This window comes from Luteolibacter rhizosphaerae, assembly GCF_025950095.1.
GTDB lineage: Bacteria > Verrucomicrobiota > Verrucomicrobiia > Verrucomicrobiales > Akkermansiaceae > Haloferula > Haloferula rhizosphaerae.
In genome coordinates this window covers 171,247-187,961 of sequence record NZ_JAPDDR010000008.1, presented here as the reverse complement: position 1 = coordinate 187,961, position 16,715 = coordinate 171,247, and the positions used below count along the sequence as shown (strand labels likewise).

13 protein-coding genes are annotated in these 16,715 nt (G+C 62.6%); 4 read left to right on the top strand and 9 right to left on the bottom strand.

The window, feature by feature from the left end:
* Positions 1–156 precede the first annotated feature (156 nt).
* Entirely contained in the window at positions 157–2,703 is a 2,547-nt protein-coding gene (locus OJ996_RS16255) for a beta-L-arabinofuranosidase domain-containing protein (RefSeq protein WP_264514680.1), read from the top strand.
* 80 nt (positions 2,704–2,783) lie between these two features.
* Here OJ996_RS16255 and OJ996_RS16250 read toward each other — a convergent pair whose 3' ends face one another.
* The 9 genes from OJ996_RS16250 to purM all read right to left on the bottom strand — a co-directional run bounded on the left by OJ996_RS16250 (position 2,784) and on the right by purM (position 14,004).
* Positions 2,784–3,929: an OmpA family protein gene (locus tag OJ996_RS16250; RefSeq protein ID WP_264514679.1), complete on the bottom strand. Its 1,146-nt coding sequence runs from the start codon at positions 3,927–3,929 to the stop codon at positions 2,784–2,786.
* A gap of 57 nt (positions 3,930–3,986) precedes the next feature.
* Positions 3,987–4,622: an HAD hydrolase-like protein gene (locus OJ996_RS16245; RefSeq protein WP_264514678.1), complete on the bottom strand. Its 636-nt coding sequence runs from the start codon at positions 4,620–4,622 to the stop codon at positions 3,987–3,989.
* Positions 4,623–4,679: 57 nt separating this feature from the next.
* A complete protein-coding gene (gene tsaD / locus OJ996_RS16240; protein WP_264514677.1) occupies positions 4,680–5,708 on the bottom strand; it encodes a tRNA (adenosine(37)-N6)-threonylcarbamoyltransferase complex transferase subunit TsaD in 1,029 nt (342 codons plus the stop codon).
* 86 nt (positions 5,709–5,794) lie between these two features.
* On the bottom strand, positions 5,795–6,127 hold the full coding sequence (locus OJ996_RS16235) for a hypothetical protein (protein ID WP_264514676.1): 333 nt from the start codon (positions 6,125–6,127) through the stop codon (positions 5,795–5,797).
* A 16-nt stretch (positions 6,128–6,143) separates the two neighbouring features.
* A complete protein-coding gene (locus OJ996_RS16230; protein WP_264514675.1) occupies positions 6,144–7,352 on the bottom strand; it encodes a S41 family peptidase in 1,209 nt (402 codons plus the stop codon).
* A 154-nt stretch (positions 7,353–7,506) separates the two neighbouring features.
* A complete protein-coding gene (locus OJ996_RS16225) occupies positions 7,507–9,606 on the bottom strand; it encodes an outer membrane protein assembly factor BamB family protein (protein WP_264514674.1) in 2,100 nt (699 codons plus the stop codon).
* 72 nt (positions 9,607–9,678) lie between these two features.
* Positions 9,679–10,248: a hypothetical protein gene (locus tag OJ996_RS16220; RefSeq protein ID WP_264514673.1), complete on the bottom strand. Its 570-nt coding sequence runs from the start codon at positions 10,246–10,248 to the stop codon at positions 9,679–9,681.
* Between the two features lie 815 nt (positions 10,249–11,063).
* Entirely contained in the window at positions 11,064–12,989 is a 1,926-nt protein-coding gene (locus OJ996_RS16215) for an amidophosphoribosyltransferase (RefSeq protein ID WP_264514672.1), read from the bottom strand.
* Between the two features lie 16 nt (positions 12,990–13,005).
* Complete coding sequence (purM, locus tag OJ996_RS16210; RefSeq protein WP_264514671.1) at positions 13,006–14,004, bottom strand: phosphoribosylformylglycinamidine cyclo-ligase; 999 nt, start codon at positions 14,002–14,004, stop codon at positions 13,006–13,008.
* A 370-nt stretch (positions 14,005–14,374) separates the two neighbouring features.
* Here purM and OJ996_RS16205 point away from each other — a divergent pair, with 370 nt between their 5' ends.
* Genes OJ996_RS16205 through OJ996_RS16195 form a run of 3 tightly spaced genes read left to right on the top strand, consistent with a single transcriptional unit; the run spans position 14,375 to position 16,694 of the window.
* The gene (locus OJ996_RS16205; protein WP_264514670.1) at positions 14,375–15,025 is read left to right on the top strand and encodes an ATP-binding cassette domain-containing protein; all 651 of its coding nucleotides are present in this window, start codon (positions 14,375–14,377) and stop codon (positions 15,023–15,025) included.
* A 4-nt stretch (positions 15,026–15,029) separates the two neighbouring features.
* On the top strand, positions 15,030–15,797 hold the full coding sequence (locus OJ996_RS16200) for a hypothetical protein (protein WP_264514669.1): 768 nt from the start codon (positions 15,030–15,032) through the stop codon (positions 15,795–15,797).
* A 36-nt stretch (positions 15,798–15,833) separates the two neighbouring features.
* Positions 15,834–16,694 carry a hypothetical protein gene (locus OJ996_RS16195; protein WP_264514668.1) on the top strand — a complete coding sequence of 287 codons (861 nt, stop codon included), beginning with the start codon at positions 15,834–15,836 and terminating at the stop codon, positions 16,692–16,694.
* Positions 16,695–16,715: the final 21 nt, after the last annotated feature.

Here is a 16,715-nt window from a genome sequence, read left to right as displayed (position 1 = left end):
GGCATGCTACGGATCCGGGCCAGTGAGCTGACCTTAGGAAACGGTTCACTCGAACCGAGGGAGTCAACTGGCCGCGGAAAACAGCATCCGCATAACAAACAGGTTTGAAGGATGGACGAATGGAACCCAGCTTCGCCCCGTAACCTTTTCCCACCCATGAAGACATCGGTCCTGCTCTCGATCTCCGTTCCCCTGACCCTCTTGGGCATCGTCTGTTTCGCCGATACCACGCCCAAGAAGGCGGGTGAGGGTTTGCAGCCGGAGGCCTTCAGCGCGCTGCCTCTGGGCAGCGTGAAACCGCAGGGCTGGCTGAAGCAGCAACTGGAGCTGCAGCGCGATGGATTGACCGGGCATGCGCCGGAACTGCTAGAAGCGGCCGGTGCGAACAATGCTTGGCGCGGAGGCGACGGGGAGAATTGGGAGAAGGGGCCCTACTATTTGAAGGGGCTGATCCCTCTGGCATGGGGCCTAGGCGACGAGAAGCTGCAAGCCGAGGCGAAGAAATGGATCGATGGCATTCTGAAGAGCCAGCGCGAGGATGGATTCTATGGCCCGGCGAACAACCCGGACTGGTGGCCGCGGATGGTGGTGAACCACCTGCTGCGCGACTATCAGGAGGCCACTGGCGACGAACGGGTGATCCCCTTCCTGAGCAAGTACTATGCGCACCTGAATTCCACGCTGGACTCGCGACCATTGCGGGACTGGGGGAAGGCTCGTGCCGGCGATGAGATCGAGACGGTGTTCTGGCTCTACCGCCAGACGGGCGAGACCACGCTGCTGACGCTCTCCGACAAGCTGGCGAAGCAGGCCTACCCTTGGACGGACATTTTCACGAACAACAAGTTCCTGGAGTATGGTGATGACTTCCAGCCGAAGCACGGGGTGAACGTGCCGCAGGCGCTGAAGATGCCGGCGGTCTACTCGCTGCGCTCGAACAGCGAGGCGGACAAGAAGGCGTATTCCGCGGGCGTGGCGAACCTGATGCGCGATCACGGGCTGGCGGTGGGGATCAACTCCGGGAGCGAGTTCCTGGCAGGAGCGTCCACCACGCAAGGCATCGAGCTGTGCTCGGTGGTGGAGCGGATGCTGAGCGATGCCTGCGCCATGCGAAGCCTCGGCGATGCGAAGGCGGGAGACAGCCTGGAGATGATGGCCTACAACGCGCTACCGGGGTCGCTGTCGCCAGACATTCACCAGCACGTCTACTACACGATCCCTAACAACGTGGCGGCGAAGCTGGGGCCGAAGGGCTTCAACCAAGACTACGGCAACGGATCGACCCCCTCCCCCATCTCGGGCTTCCCCTGCTGCTGCTATAACTTTCACATGGGCTGGCCGAAGCTGGTGCAGAACTCGTGGGCGGCGACCCCGGACAAGGGTCTGGCGATGCTGGCGATCGCGCCAACGGTGGTGAGTGCGCCGGTGGCGGATGGGAAGAAGGTGACGCTGACGGCAGACACCTACTATCCCTTCGCGGAGACGGTGAGGATCAAGCTGAAGGCGGAGGGAGATGTGGCCTTCCCGCTCTCGCTGCGGATCCCGGGCTGGTGCGATGCGGCGGCGATCACGGTAAACGGCGAGGCCGGACCGGAAGCGAAGGCGGGTAGCTTCGCGAAGATCACCCGGACCTGGAGGGACGGCGATGAAGTGATCCTGAAGCTGCCGATGAAGGTGAAGACCCACGAAGGGGTGAACGGCTCCATCTCGGTAACGCGCGGGCCGCTGGTCTATGTGCTGCCGGTGAAGGAGCGCAAGGAGAGCATGACGAAGCGCGAGAAACCGGACGAAAACGTGGTACGCTGGGAGAAGAAGGGTTTTGATTCCTACGAGTTGTTCCCGGACTCCGAGTGGAACTACGGGCTGGTGATCGATGAGAAGGACCCCGGTTCGTCGTTTGCGGTGCGGGCGGTGGCGAACACGGCGAATCCCTTCGCGCGGGGAACGACGCCGGTGACGATCCAGGCGAAGGCGAAGAAGGTGGCTTCCTGGAAGACGGCATCGAACGGTCTGGTGGCGTTGGACCCGCCGGTATCGCCGGTGGCTTCCGAGGCCCCGGAGGAGAAGCTCACGCTGGTGCCCTATGGTGCTGGGATGCTGCGGGTGACGAGCTTCCCGGTGATCGGGACGCCGGCGGTGAAGCCGGAGAGCTTCACGGACAAGTTCGCCGAGGAACGGCTCGACGGTTGGCTGCTCTATGGCGGTGGTTGGTATGTGCGCAATGGCGCGCTGCACACGGCCTCGAATGCCATGTCATTCAGCTACGGTCTGAATGGAGTGAAGGCGGTGGCACCGGAAGCGGTCTTCAAGGACTTCGTCTACGACGCGAAAGTGAAGCTGAATGACTCGGGTGATGCCGGGCTGATCTTCCGGGTGAGCGATGCTTCGATCGGCGCGGACAACTACCACGGCTACTACGCCGGGATTAGTAGCGAGAAAGGCGAGGTGGTGCTGGGCAAGGCGGACAACAAGTGGACCCAGCTCAAGTCCGCCAAGATGGCGATCAAGGCAGGGGAAGAGCACTCGCTGCGGATCGAGGCGGAAGGACTGATGATCCGGGTGTATGTGAACGATCTGGATGCGCCGGTGATCGAACTGGAGGATGCGAGCTTCAGCGAAGGAGCAATCGGCGTGCGTCGCTACACGACGACTCCGGAGAAGAATCCGGCGAGCTTCAGCGGGATCAAGGTGAGCAGCCTCTGAGCGCGGCTGAGGAGATCCAAAGAGAAGACCCGCGATCCGAGAGGATGGCGGGTCTTTTGGTTTCGGGGAAAGCGGCAGGCTTATTCGGCCTTCGGGACGATCTGCCAGACCTCGCAGATCTGGTTGCGCTCGGGAACTTGGGACCCGAAGCGATCGGTCTGGCCGAGGTAGGAGGCCTGGACGCGCTGGCCGGGCTTCTTGGTGGCATCCAAGAGGCGGGCGACGGCGGTGGCGCGATCGGAGGAGAGGGCGCGGTTGGCATCGACATTGCCGGTTTCGGAAGCGTAACCGACGACCATGATGACGGCGTTGTCGGCGGCTTCGACCGGGAAGGCTTCCACCCTTGCGATATCGGCTGGCGCGAGATCGGCCGAGCCGGTGGGGAACTCAAGCTTGCCATAGACGCTGGCACCCAGTTTTACACCGAACTGGCTGTAGGCCTGGGCGATATCGGAATCCGGCTTGCCTTCGAGCCCGCGGAGCTCGCGGAAGAGTTCGACGGCTTCGGTGAAGAGTTCGGCTTCGGTGCCAGCGAAGAGCGAGTTCTTCGAGACGCGGGCTTCGAGCTCGGTGAGGCGGGCGAGGAGTGCGTCGCGCTCGGCGGTGACGGTGGCAAGGCGGGCTTGGAGATCGAGCGGGCCTTTTTTCAGGCTTTCGATTTCCTTCGTCAGCGTGGTGATGGTGCTGCTGGCCTTTTCGAGCTGGAGGCGGGCGGTGCCGGCGGTGGAGGCTTCGATGACGGCTTCGTCACGCTCGCGCTTGGTCTTGGTGAGTTCCTCGAGCAGAGCGGTCTGGCGCTTGAGAGCCTCGGTGAGTTCGTTGGCGGTCTTCGAGCGCTCGGCGTCCTTGGTGGTGATCAGGTCGCTCACGCCCTTCGAGAGGGCCACGAGGGTGGCGGCATCGTCGGTGATGCGCTTGGCCACGGCTTCGGCGGACTCGGTGTTGCCGGCATTGTAGAGCGGCGACAGGCCGAGCTTGGCACGGTCTTGGTTGACGTTGTCTTGGAGCGCCTGAAGACGGCCCTTCATCTCCTTGAGGGCGGGATCCTCGGTGGAGGTATCCTTACCGGACTTGTCCTTCAGGCTCACGGCGACGAGCACGCCGAGCAAGACGATGGCGATGAAGCCGAGGGCCAGCACCGAAGGCGGCACGGCGGCGATGGTCTTGGTGGTGGGGGTCTCCGGTGCCGGGGCTTGCGGCTCGGGGGTGGCGGGCTCGGGATTCATGGCGGGCAGGTTTGACAAGCCGCCCGCGATTGTCGAACCCGGAAATTTCCTTCCATTTCAGCGCGGTTGCACCAGTGCGAGGAGCTCGGCCGGGGCGTGGACGAGGTGCTCGGGATCCTCCGCCCGAAGGGATTCGGGGGAATTGAAGCCCCAAGTCACCGCGGCAACCGCGATTCCCGCCTTCTTGGAGGCGCGGATATCGCGGATCTCGTCGCCCACGTAGAGCATCTCATCCTCGCGGACCGAGAAGGTCTTGCGGATGGCGCGGAGGTGCTTGGATTTTCCGGTGAGCTTGGAGGTGGAGGAGATGAAGTCGAAGTGCTCGCGCAGGCCGTGGGCGCGGAGGAAGAGGTCCACGTTGGCCGTGGCGTTCGAGGTCAGGATGCCGAAGGACTCCGCGCGATCGCGCATCTCCGGGAGGATCTCCGCGATGCCGGGGATGAGCTGGAGACGGGTGATATTCCCGCGCATGAGGGCGGTGCCGCGGGAGAGCAGCGAGGGCACGCGGCGCTTCGGGATGTCGAGATGCCCGAGGAGTTCCAGCAGGGAGAAGTGGCGGAGCTTCGGGAGTTCCTCCGCATCGACTTCGCGCAGGCCGTAGTCCGGGGCGAGGTGATTGTAGATCCGGCGGCTCTCTTCCAGCGTGTCTGCCAGAGTGCCATCGAAATCGAAAATCACGGTGCGGTAAGCCATCGCGATCAAGGAAAGACGGGAATGGCAGTCGAGGCAAGGATGCTCGGAGGGAAGGTCTCAGCGCGCGGCGAGGGTGAGATTCGGATCGATGTCGCCATCGAGGGGGGAACTCTCGCCGGCGAAGGCGCGGAGCAGGCCGGCGAAGCCGATCATGGCAGCATTGTCGGTGCAGAGGCCGGGGGTAGCGAGGGCGAGGGTGATGCCCTCGCGATGGCAGGCTTTCTCAAAGGCGGCGCGCAGGGTTTTGTTCAGGCTGACGCCGCCGGAGAGGGCGATGAGGCGGCGGCCGGAGTGCTTCGCGGCGCGGATGGTTTTGACGACGAGGACTTCGATGACGGCTTCTTGGAAAGAGGCACAGAGATCGGCGAGATCGTCTGGGAGCGGGGTGCCGGTTTCGGGGTTGCGCTCGGAGAGGGTGTAGAGAACGGCGGTCTTGAGACCGGAGAAGGAAAAGTCGAAGCCGGGCTCCTTCATCATGGAGCGCGGGAAGGAGAAGGCATCGCATCTGCCATCGTGCGCCGTTCTCTCGATCTCGGGACCGCCGGGATAAGGCAAGCCGAGCATCTTCGCGACCTTGTCGAAGGCTTCGCCCGCGGCATCATCACGGGTGCTGCCGAGCTTGCGATAAGCCCCCGGAGCTTCGACATCTAACAAAAGCGTGTGGCCACCGGAAACGATGAGGCCCAGGTGAGGAGGCACGATGCCGGTATCGACGAAGGGCGAGAGCAGGTGGCCCTCCAAGTGATTGGCGGCGATGAAGGGCTTGCCCGCGGCAGCAGCCATGGCTTTGGCCGCGGTGGCACCGATGAGGAGCGAAGAGGCGAGGCCGGGACCGGAGGTGGCAGCGAAGGCATCGATCTGACGCATGTTCACCCCGGCGTGTGCGAGGGCTTGCTCGACGAGGGGTCTGAGGTGCAGCGAGTGATTGCGCGAGGCGACCTCCGGAACGACACCGCCGTATTGGCGATGCAGCTCGATCTGCGAGGCGATCTCCGAGGCAAGGATGCGTGCAGGCTGCCCGGGCTCGCCGGAGAGGATGGCGACCGCGGTTTCATCGCAGGAAGATTCGAGGGCGAGCAGGAGCACGGCGGGAAGTTCCAAGGAAGAAGTTCCAAGTGCCAAGGAAGAAGATGCGAACTATCGGGCTGCGACGCTTTTCATAGGGATGTAGATCACGTCTCCCGGAAGAAAGACGAAGCGGCCATCCTTCTTCTCCAATTGCCCGGATTGCAGGACCTCCTGTATGCGTTGTTGCAGACCATTCTGCATGAAAAGCCCTTCCATCGTGGAAAACGGAGAAAAAAGAAGCGTTTGCCCGAGCCCCACTCGGTCCACCCGCCCGTGGCCTTTTCCAGCTCCTCGTAGCTACAGGCGGGCGGGATCTCATGCTTGCCCGGCTTTCTCGCCTCGCCGCAGAGGTGGACGGTGATCTTGGTTGCTGCCTCTTCTTCCGAGCAGGCCAAGCTGGCGGAGAGGATGAGGATTGCCGAGACGATGGATCTCATCGTGCGAGTGGGTTGATTACTTCGCTTCCTTGGCCGCTTTCAGGCCGGGGTCTTCCCAGCCTTCGAGCTGCTTGGCCTCCTCGGGAGTAAGGGAGTCCTTGCGATAGGAAAGCTGGAGCTTGGTGCGGTCGGCATCGCTCATCTCCACCTTGATGTCGGGGGTGATGCCCTTGCGGTGCGGGGTATTACCGGAGGGCGTGTGATAGGTGGCGATGGTGATCCGCAAGGCGGTGCCGCCACCCATGGGGACGATGTTCTGCACCGAGCCTTTTCCATAGCTGGTCTCGCCAACGATGGTGGCACGCTTGAGATCCTGCAGGGCACCGGCCGTGAGTTCGGAAGCGGAGGCAGACATGTGGTCGATGAGCACCCGGATCGGATATTCGCGTTTGCGACGCTGGCGATCGGGCGTTTTGAGCGGGTCTCCTTGCGCCTCCCCACCCCGGCCCTGAGTGGTGACGACGGCCGTATTCGGCGGGAGGAAGTAGCCAAGGATCTGGACGGTCTGGTGAAGGTCACCGCCGGGGTTGCCGCGGAGGTCGAGGATGAGGGTCTTCATGCCCTTGTCCTCGAGTTCATCGAGGGCGGCTTCGATCTCGCGGGCGCAGGTGCCCATGAAGGACGTGAGGCGGATGTAACCGGTGCTCTGGTCATCCAGGAGGCGGGCATCGGTAACGGCGCGCTCTTCGACGGCGACGTGGACGAGATCCACGGTGATGGGCTGGGGCTCGGTCAAAGACTTCAGCTTGAGCGTGGTCTTCATGCCCGGGACCTTCTTCAGCGTGGAAAGCAGGGGCGACAGCGGCGGCGGCGCGGCACCATCGACTTCCAGGATCGAAGATCCGGCAAGGAGGCCGGCACGGGAAGCGGGCGATGCGGGTGCCACGTTCGCGACGAAGACGCCGTCATCCCGCAGGCCGAGGGTGAGGCCGAGCGAGGGAATGTAGGGATCGAGCTTCGGGTCCGCTTCAAGGGCGCGGGCCATCTCCGGATGGATGAAACTGGAGAAAGGATCGAGGCTGGAGAGCATGCCTTCGAGGGCATGGTTCACGAGGCGGTCGTAGGCGACCTTGTCCGCATCCGGGTGCCGCTGGCGGACTTGCTCCAGCACTTTCACGAAGCGCTCGATGGCGGGGTAAGCGGCCTCATCCGGATCCGGTGGCACGACTTTCTTTTCCTGAGCCAGCGCGAGAGTCGGAATCGTGAGCAGGAGCATCCACCGCATGGCGGGAGCATGGCGGGGGGATTGAGGGTTCGCAACGCGGGAGAGTGTCGGGCTCGGAGATCGATCCATGGGCTTCAAGGGGACGATAGGCTGAAGAATCACGCACCCCCACCGCCTGAAGGCGGGACTACGTACCCTGCGAGGCGGGAGAGTATTAGTGGGGGAGTGCGAAGGCGACGTAGGCATCGCCGCTCTTGGTGCCCATCTTTCCGCCACCGCAGGCGATGACGAGGAACTGCCGGCCATTCACCTCGTAGGTGGCGGGGGTGGCGTAGCCGCCGGCGGGGAGCTTGGCCTTCCAGAGTTCGGCACCGGTCTTGCGGTCGAAAGCGCGGATGTGCTCGTCCCGGCTGGCAGCGATAAAGACGAGGCCGCCGGCGGTGACGACCGGACCGCCGTAGTTCTCGGTGCCGGTCTTCGGGATACCCTTCGCGCTGAGCTCGGGATATTCGCCGAGGGGGACGCTCCATTTGTAGCTGCCGTCATTCAGGTCGATGGCATGGAGGGTGCCCCAGGGCGGCTTCACGGCGGGGTAACCTTGGGGATCGAGCCAGCGGTTGTAGCCGGTGGTCGAGTAGGGCATGGAGCCGAGGGCGTGACCACCGGGCTCCTCTTTCCGGCCGGGATCGTTGGCAGGCAATTCCCCGTAGAGGAAGTCGACGAGCTTGGAGCGCTGGCTATCTGTTAGAAAGGCGAAGGAGGGCATCACACCCTTGCCGGTTTTGAGCAGAGTCTCGACATCGGGCTTCTTCAGCCGGGTGGCAAGGGTGGTGAGATCCGGGACATTCTGGGCAGCATTCCCCTTGCGGTCGGCCCCATGACAGGCGGCGCAGATCTGGGCGAAGATCGCTTCGCCGGTGGCGGGCGAGCCTTCGCCGGACTTGGCGGGCACCATGGTGAGGATCCACGGCATCTCGTTCGCGTTCACGTAGAGGATGCCATCCGGATCCGCGGCGGCGCCACCCCACTCCGCCCCGCCATCGAAGCCCGGGAAGATCACGGTGCCCTGCTGGCTGGGCGGCGCGAAGGGGACATGGGAACGGACCTTCGCGAGTTGAGCGAGGACAGTTTTGCGGGAATCGGGAGCAAGGTCGGTGGCCTCGGATTCATTGAAGATCTGACGGGCAAAGGGTGCAGGCCTTTGCGGGAAAGGCTGGGTGGGCCATGCGGACTCTCCCTGCAGATCGGAGGGTGGCACGGGCTTCTCCTCGATGGGAAAGAGCGGGGTCCAGGTGTCGCGCTCGAAGAGGAAGACGTGGCCGGACTTCGTGACCTGTGCGACGGCATCGATACGGCGGCCGGCGTGGGTGACGGTGAGAAGATTCGGTGGCGCGGGCAGATCGCGGTCCCATAGATCGTGATGCACGAACTGGAAGTGCCAGCGGTACTTGCCGGTGGCGGCATCGATCGCGATCAGGCAATTCGCGAAGAGGTTCTTGCCGATGCGGTCGCCGCCCCAGAAATCGAAGGCGGCGGAACCGGTGGGGCAGAAGACGAGGCCGCGGGCTTCATCGAGGGCGAAGCCGGTCCAGACATTCGCGCCGCCGATGGTCTTGTAAGCATTCGGCGGCCAAGTCTCGTGCCCGGGCTCGCCGGGCAGCGGGATGGTATTGAAGCGCCAGACGAGCTCGCCGGTGTGGAGATTGAAGGCGCGGATCGGGCCGGGAGCGGCGGGTGCCGGGCCCTCCCCGAGACGCATGCCTATGATGAGGAGGTCACGGAAGATCACGCCGGGGGTATTCGCGGAGAGGTAGAGGTCTCCCGAGTGGGCGCCGAGGTTCTCGCGCAGGTCGATGCTGCCGCCCTTGCCGAAGGAAGTGACGCGCTTGCCGGTCTTCGCATCGATGGCGTGGAGGAAGCGATCATTCGCGTAAAGAATGCGCGGCTCCCCTGCCCCGCACCAGTAGACGATACCGCGGTTCACGCCGCCCTTCGGCATGCCTTCCGCAGCGGGATCGAAGTTCCACTTCTTTTCGCCAGTGGCGGCGTGAATGGCGAAGAGCCGGAAGTCCGGCGAGGTGCCGTAGAGGATGCCATCCTTGACCAGCGGGTTGCACTGGATCTGGGAGCGATTCTGGGGATCGGCCCCGCCGGAATGATAGGTCCAGGCCGGTTCGAGGGTGGCCACGTTCGCAGGCGTGATCTGCTGGAGCTGCGAGTAGTGGCTCGAAGCCTTGTCGCCGAGGTAGGTGCCCCAGTCCTTTTCTTGGGCGGAGGCGCTGAGGGTGGCGAGCAGCAGGAGAAGGCGGGTCATGGGAAAGGTGGCATCGCGCTCAACGGATGAGACGCGGCATGGCCTTTCATGCGGAGGCGGAAACCTGTGTCCTCATCGCCGCAAGGACGGCGCGGATTTCATCTGCGAAAGCCGCTCACGGATGGCGGCCGCGGCGATCAGGAAGATGCCGCCGAGCTCCAAGATGCCGTTTATGCGGATCCCGGCGAACTCCGTCTTCAGGAAAACATCGACGTGATGGAAGGAGATGGCTCGGACGACGATGAAGGTGAGCAGGAAGAGCAGGCCGAGGGAGAGCAGCTTGTGATGCACGAGGAAATTCCGGAAGCGCCAGGCGAACCAAGCCCCGAAGACAGCAGCTCCGAGGATCACGCCGATCACGAACCACTTCTGCACCCCGCGGCGTTGGCCGTACCAGCCGCCGGCATTCGCGACCTCCCGACCGAGATCGGTGAAGAGGGACTGGAGATCGAGCTGCTTGTTCAGGCAAAGGAGCGCCATGAGCAGGCCCACCCAGAACCAGATCTTCCTGCCGATGGCGGCCTTCTTCCACACCAGAAGGGCGAGGCAGGCGGCGACGGCGTAGGCAAGGACCGTGAACCACCCCAAGGCGCTATCATCCCCGATGCCGGGACGCCATTTGATGCGGAGGAGGAGATCCATCGTGCGAAGGGGGAGGAGAATCGCGTGAAACCAATCTCCTGCCGAGGTTCCGATGTCGAGACTTTGGAAAAAGCGGTGGTGCAGACGCAAGCGGGCCGGGACCGCTGCTAATCCCCCCGGATTAAACGGTCCCGGCCCATCATGAGCAGGTGTGTGTGCGTGTGAGAACTTTCTCCAGTGTGGCCTCAGCGCGCCAGGGTCCCCCCGGACCCTGGCAGCACCTGAATACTAATTAGCCGACAACCAGGAAATCATCGGGATCGGTCCACCTGACAGGCCCCCCGGCCGTTGGTGGGCCGATCCCGTTCGACTGGTCCATGACAGACAGTGCCTGCTCGGGCTATCCACGAAGGAGGCCCCCCGGCCTTCTTTCGCTTCACGACCTTCGCGTGTGGCAACCGTTCCCCCCATCAGGGCCAGCATTTGGAAAATGGTCGGCACCGGGGAGCTTTCGCTCCCAAGCGGTGCCAAGACGAGATTCAACCCAGCGTGCAACCTTTCAGCCCGGAGCGCACCCCCCGGAACGTCCGTGCCGGTCAGGTTTGCGTTGGAGAGGAAGCTCGTCATTACTGGACCAATCGCAATCGACTCAGGTGGATTTCCAAATTTTATGGAAATTTTTTGAAAGGCGATGATTGGGAGAGCCTGATCCCTTAGTTTTCAGTGATTTAGAAATGCGAAATATCCACGAAAATTTCTTCCTCAAGAGGAATCGCGGCGCGCTTTGAGAGCCGTTGTTGCGGGCACGGCTCCCCGACGACTCCGAAAGAGCAGGAACAAAGATGCCAAAGGGCGGTTGCGCCGCGTCGAAGGGATCAGAGTTGCAGGCCGTAGCTGCGGCCGCCAACTCCGTCGTACCAACGGACATAGGCGGCATTGACCATCGAATAGCCTCCCGCGGTGGGATAGTCGCCGGTGAAATACCAGTCGCCGCAGGGGCCCTTGATCGAGGCGTGGAGGTCCTCGATGGTTTGGAAGATGACCTGCACCTCGCCATCCCAATCGATATCCTCCGGCGAAACCATGCGGCTGATCTCTGCGGAGATTTCTTCCGGCGTGAAGGCTTCGTAGACACGCTTCACCCGGTTGACCATCTGGCCGTGCGGCTTCCGCAGTTCATCGCGACATTCCTCGTAGATCTGGTCGAGCAGAGCTTGGCGACCGGCGCGGCGATGGAGAGCCACGGCGGCTTGGAAGGCGATGAACTTGCCGAGCTCCGACATGTCGATGCCGTAGCAGTCCGGATAGCGGATCTGCGGGGCGGTGGAGCAGACGACAATCTTCCGCGGCGAGGTGCGTGCTAGGATCTTGAGGATCGACTTCTTGAGGGTGGTGCCGCGGACAATCGAGTCATCCAAGGCCACGAGCGCGTCCTCCGGACGGACGACGCCGTAGGTGATGTCGTAGACGTGGGAGACGAGTTGATCGCGACCCTTCTCCTGTGCGATGAAGGTCCGCATCTTGATGTCCTTGTGGGCGATCTTTTCGCCACGCGGCCAATTGCGGAGGATCAAGTCGTCGAGCGCTTCCGGCGTGAGCTCGCCCTTGGACTGCGCTTCGAGGATGGCGGAGCGCACCTCCTGACGACGGAAGAGACGCAGGCCGTCCATGAGGCCGTAGTAGGCGGTTTCCGCGGTGTTCGGGATGAAGGAGAAGACGGCCTTGTCGAAGGAACCGCCAATGGCCTCCATGATCTGCGGGACGAGCGAAGCCCCCATGGCCTTGCGCTCGCGGTAGATCAGCGGGTCGTTGCCGCGGGAGAAGTAGATCTTCTCGAAGGAGCAGGGCGTGTATTTCTGCGGCGGAGAGAAGGGCTGATCGGTGAAAGTGCCGTCCGACTTGATGGTGATGATGCTGCCGGGATCGACGGCTTTCACCTGGGAGGCATCCGCTTCGAACACCGTCATGAGCGGCACGCGCTCGGAGGCGAAAGCAATCACTTCATCCGTGACCAGCATGTGGCAGGGACGGATGCCGCGCGGATCGCGCATCACGAACATGTCGCCGTTTCCGACGACGCCACAGATCGAGTAGCCGCCGTCCCATGGCTGGGCGGATTCGCCGACGATACGGGCGAGATCGAGCTGCGAGGAGATGCGGTCCGGCATGTCGCGGCCATCCACGCCTTCGTCCCGCAGCTTGCGGTAGAGGTCGGTGTGGGCCTCATCGAGATGGAAGCCGATTTCCTCGAGCACCGTCTGCGTATCCGTGCCGAAGACCGGGTGCTGGCCGCGCTCGACGAGCACTTGGTTCAGCTCCGCGGCATTGGTCATGTTGAAATTGCCCATGACCATGAGCGTGCGGGTGGGCCAGTTACTGCGGCGCAGGTAGGGATGGCAGGAGCCTTCGTCGAACTCGCCGGAGGTGCCGTAGCGAAGGTGACCGACGAGGACCTCTCCGCCGAAATCGTAGTGCGCCTTCACGCTGTCCGGCTTGGAGGTATCCAGGATGCCCTTCCGCGCCATCTTGTGGTAGGACTTCATCTCCTTGCGGAAGATGTTGGCCAGACCATCCCGCTCGCTATCGCGGCGGCGGAAAATGTAGGGCTGGCCGAGCGGCATGTTCAGCTTGGCGCAGCCGATGCCGACGCCGTCTTGGCCGCGGTTGTGCTGCTTCTCCATCAGGAGGAAGAGCTTCTGGAAGCCCCACAGCGCGGTGCCGTAACGGTCGTAGTAATACGCCAGCGGTTTGCGGAGCCGCACCGCAGCGATTCCGCATTCGTGCTTCAGGAAGTCGCTCATCGGGTGGTGCTAGGGCTCACTCGCCGCGGACTTTCACCCGAACGCCCTCGGTGTCAACCAAGGTACCCAGAATCGTGCCGCCGGGGCCGGCGGAAAGGATCTTCTCCGCATCTTCCGCGGCGACGATCGCAACCCAGCCAATGCCCATGTTGAAAGTATGGAAGCGGTCCTCCGAATCGACGTGTTCGAGGAGCTTCGAGATGCCGGGAAGCTCCCATGCGGGGATTTCCAGATCCGCACCGAAGCCGCGGAAGAGACGTTCGAGATTCTCCGGCAGGCCACCACCGGTGATGTGGGAGTAGGCCTTGGGCTTCACGCCGGCGGCGCGAATGTCGCGGACGACGTCGTGATAGAGGCGGGTCGGCTCCAAGAAACCGAGAAGTTCTTCCTCGCTCACGCAGCCGGGATGCTCACGCAGGACGCGGCGGACGAGGCTCCAGCCATTCGCGTGGATGCTGTCCGACTTGTAGCCGACCAAAACGTCCCCGACCTTGAGGGCGGAGGGATCGACGAGGTCCGGCTTTTCAGCGCAACCGATGCAGAAACCGGAGAGCTCGATCACGTCCGCAGGGACGATTCCGGGCATTTCGGCGGTTTCCCCGCCGGCGAGGATGCAATCGCAGGAGGCCAGATAATCGGCCATGCCTGCGATCAGGCGGGTGATTTTCTCCTCATTAAGGGCGGCAATGCCGATGTAATCGAGGAAGAGCAGCGGATCGCCACCGGTAGTGAGGATGTCGTTCACGCTCATCGCGACGAGGTCCTTGCCAGCGGTCTCAAGCAGATCGTGCTCAAGGAGCAGCTCCAGCTTGGTGCCTACGCCATCGCAGCCGGTGACGATCACCGGTTCCTTGTAGGAACTCAGATCGTAGCAGGCAGCGAAGAGACCGAATGCTCCGAGGAGCTTACGGTTCTGCTGCGTGCGGGCCACGTGGCTCTTGATGTCACCCACCAAGGCGGCCGCTCTGCGCGTGTCCACCCCGGCCTGCTGGTAAGTCAGCTTTGTTGATCCCATGCGTTCGCTCGGTGCGCGGGTTGTAACAGCGCACCCCCCACCGTCACGCGGAAAAAAGTTGAATCGTGCAACCCACGCTGAGGCACCCTTCCTGCTGAAATTTCAGCGTGCCAACTCTTCAATAACCTCATCAGGAATACCGCGATTCCGTGTCATGCAGCAAAAAGTCTGCTAGATCGGGTCATTTTCGGTCGGAAAGGGCCACCCCCAAGGCTTGATGACCAAGAACTTTGGAAAATGTTCAAAAATTTATTGCTTCATTCACAAAAAATTCCTAAAGCCTAGACCCATCGGCACGCCAGATATTTAATTAAACTTGAATATCTGCCCTGCGCCGGGTAGAAAATCGCAGCATTGGATTGCAAAGAGCATGAATTTTGAGCCTCCACAGCTAAAGCTTCAGGCCGGTCTGACGATCGGCTACGGGAAGCCTCTGGCCTCGGCGGCAGAAGAGATCGTGCTGGGCGGCGGAACGCATTTTCTGATCGCCCGCAATGGTCGCGGCAAGACCACCCTGCTCCGGACAGTTTCGAAAACCCTTAAGCCGATGGGCGGAGCTTTTGAAGCGACGGGCAAGATTCAGTTCCTGGCCGAAGACCTGCGCTTCGACCCGGAGATCACGGTCACGGGGATTTTCAACGCGATGCTACCGGCGGACAAGCGGAAGGCCGCGATCGAGCTGGCGACCTCGATGGAATTGGACGTGCGCAAGCCCTACGGGAAACTCTCTACCGGCAACCGCCGCAAGACGCACCTGATCGTGGCGGAATATTCGATCGATCCGAAGCGCGGGAACATCCTGCTGCTGGACGAGCCCTTCAGCGGGCTGGACGCGTATGCACGCGAAATTTTCGAGAACATCTGGCGCACCAGCTCCGACGGAGTCTTGCGCCTGGTGAGCTGCCACCCGGACTACGATTCGATGGGAATGCCCAGCGCGATCGTGATCCAAGGCGAAGGGATCCGTCACACGACGGGATCGGAGCAGACCTGGAGTCACCTGAAGCAACAGCTCAACTGAAGCCATGCGACTCTACCGTCTCACCACCACCACGCTGTTCCGGAGGAATTCCTGGATCATCTGTGTCTTCGCCGTCGGTGTGATGCCCTTCCTGCTCACGCAGATTTCGAGCGGCACGGAGAACGAAGTGCTGAAGAAGCCGGCGATCGCCCAAGCGACCTGGGCCATGGCGCTGCTCTCGGCGATTTTCTGGGGTTTCTTCACGGCGGCGAAACAGGGCGAATCCAACGCACGCTCCGGACTCGGCGAGTACTTCCTGACGACAGGCATTTCGGCCAGCCGCCAGCTCTTCGAGATGTGGCTCTCGGTCTTCACCTTCCTTGCCCCGCTACCCCTGCTCTCCGCTGCGGTCTGCATGCTGGCGGCCAGCCCGGCAGCCCCGGACGAGCGGAGCATGTGGATCGCCACCAATTTCCAATACGCGATGCTGTTCCTGATCGTGATGGCACCGCTGGTGGCTCTTGCGAGCGCCGTGGCATCCCGCTTCGGCAGTCTCACCGGCTTCCTCACTTCCGGCGGTCTCGCCATCTACGGCCTTTACGGCGTGGGCTACCTCAAGCTGCTCGGCAACTTGGAAGACAATCCGGTGCTGAAGTGGATCTGGGCGGCCTCCCCGCATTACCACTTTGCGGATCCGACCGAGCGCCTGCGCTACAAGCTCGGCGCGATCGCTTGGGACAAGTTCCCTCTGCTCCTCGCCTACTTCGGCGGTATCCTCCTGGTCTACGCGGCGATCTCCCGCCTCGTCTTCCGGACCCGTGCCGCTGCCTGAGATTTCATCTCTACCTCCCTTTCCCTCCCTAAGATCATGAACCTTCGCAATTTCGCGATCCCATCCACGCTCGCCCTCGCTGGCGCCGCGTTGTGGTCGTACGGCGCGAAGGAGCTGGCAGGGGGCGGGGACTTCAACTACTTCCCGAATCCCTTGGGCCTGAAGATGAGCCCATATGGTCAGGTCATCGCGATCGCGGCACAGGGCGGTGTTTCATCTGACTGGCACGCGGTGGAGGTTTCCGGTGAGACCGGCAAAAAGGGCCGGAAGTGTGACTGCGGTCACGATCATTCCGACGGGTCTCACGACGAGTGCGAAGACTCCACGCCGAGCCTCATCGTGCGGCTGGAAGAAGCGGTGACGGAACGCACCAACGCCCGCCCTGCGACGGAGGCCCACAAGAAATATCTGCGCCGCCAGATCGAAGACCGTCTCCGCACGGCTTACGAGCTGGATCCTTCCAACTACGCGAACTACAATTCGTATCATCTCTTCCTGAGCGAGCCACAGGTGGGCACGCGCCCGATCCTCAGCGACAAGGTGCTGGCTCTGGCGAAAAACACGATCCTCTACTGTCTGCGCGAGGAACACGATCCCCGCCCGGCACTGACCGCCGCCTCCGCTTCCGCGACTGTCTTGGAACTGATGTTCCTCCACAAGCAGGACTACAGCCTCGACCAGATGCGCGACGAGTTGAAGCGCTTGGACTTCTCGCTGGCCCGCCATCACGAACTGACCGACCGCTGGATCGAATCCGGCGAATACGGACGCCTCTCCCCTGCGCGCCAATACGAGATGCAAGAGCGCCTTGAATTCATCACCAAGATCCGCAGCGCCTCCGCCGCAACAATCGAACGCCTTTCCAAGGAGAGCCCTGAGATCAGCTCCACCTTCTAAGCAACTTCCCGTCTCTCACCT

Bases quoted from the DNA above. Each gene is read 5' to 3' on its own strand.
- OJ996_RS16230 (WP_264514675.1), bottom strand. From the start codon at position 7,352: ATGCGGTGGATGCTCCTGCTCACGATTCCGACTCTCGCGCTGGCTCAG.
- OJ996_RS16215 (WP_264514672.1), bottom strand. From the start codon at position 12,989: ATGAGCGACTTCCTGAAGCACGAATGCGGAATCGCTGCGGTGCGGCTC.
- OJ996_RS16195 (WP_264514668.1), top strand. From the start codon at position 15,834: ATGAACCTTCGCAATTTCGCGATCCCATCCACGCTCGCCCTCGCTGGC.
- OJ996_RS16200 (WP_264514669.1), top strand. From the start codon at position 15,030: ATGCGACTCTACCGTCTCACCACCACCACGCTGTTCCGGAGGAATTCC.
- OJ996_RS16255 (WP_264514680.1), top strand. From the start codon at position 157: ATGAAGACATCGGTCCTGCTCTCGATCTCCGTTCCCCTGACCCTCTTG.
- OJ996_RS16220 (WP_264514673.1), bottom strand. From the start codon at position 10,248: ATGGATCTCCTCCTCCGCATCAAATGGCGTCCCGGCATCGGGGATGAT.
- purM (WP_264514671.1), bottom strand. From the start codon at position 14,004: ATGGGATCAACAAAGCTGACTTACCAGCAGGCCGGGGTGGACACGCGC.
- OJ996_RS16235 (WP_264514676.1), bottom strand. From the start codon at position 6,127: ATGAGATCCATCGTCTCGGCAATCCTCATCCTCTCCGCCAGCTTGGCC.
- OJ996_RS16250 (WP_264514679.1), bottom strand. From the start codon at position 3,929: ATGAATCCCGAGCCCGCCACCCCCGAGCCGCAAGCCCCGGCACCGGAG.
- OJ996_RS16225 (WP_264514674.1), bottom strand. From the start codon at position 9,606: ATGACCCGCCTTCTCCTGCTGCTCGCCACCCTCAGCGCCTCCGCCCAA.
- OJ996_RS16245 (WP_264514678.1), bottom strand. From the start codon at position 4,622: ATGGCTTACCGCACCGTGATTTTCGATTTCGATGGCACTCTGGCAGAC.
- OJ996_RS16205 (WP_264514670.1), top strand. From the start codon at position 14,375: ATGAATTTTGAGCCTCCACAGCTAAAGCTTCAGGCCGGTCTGACGATC.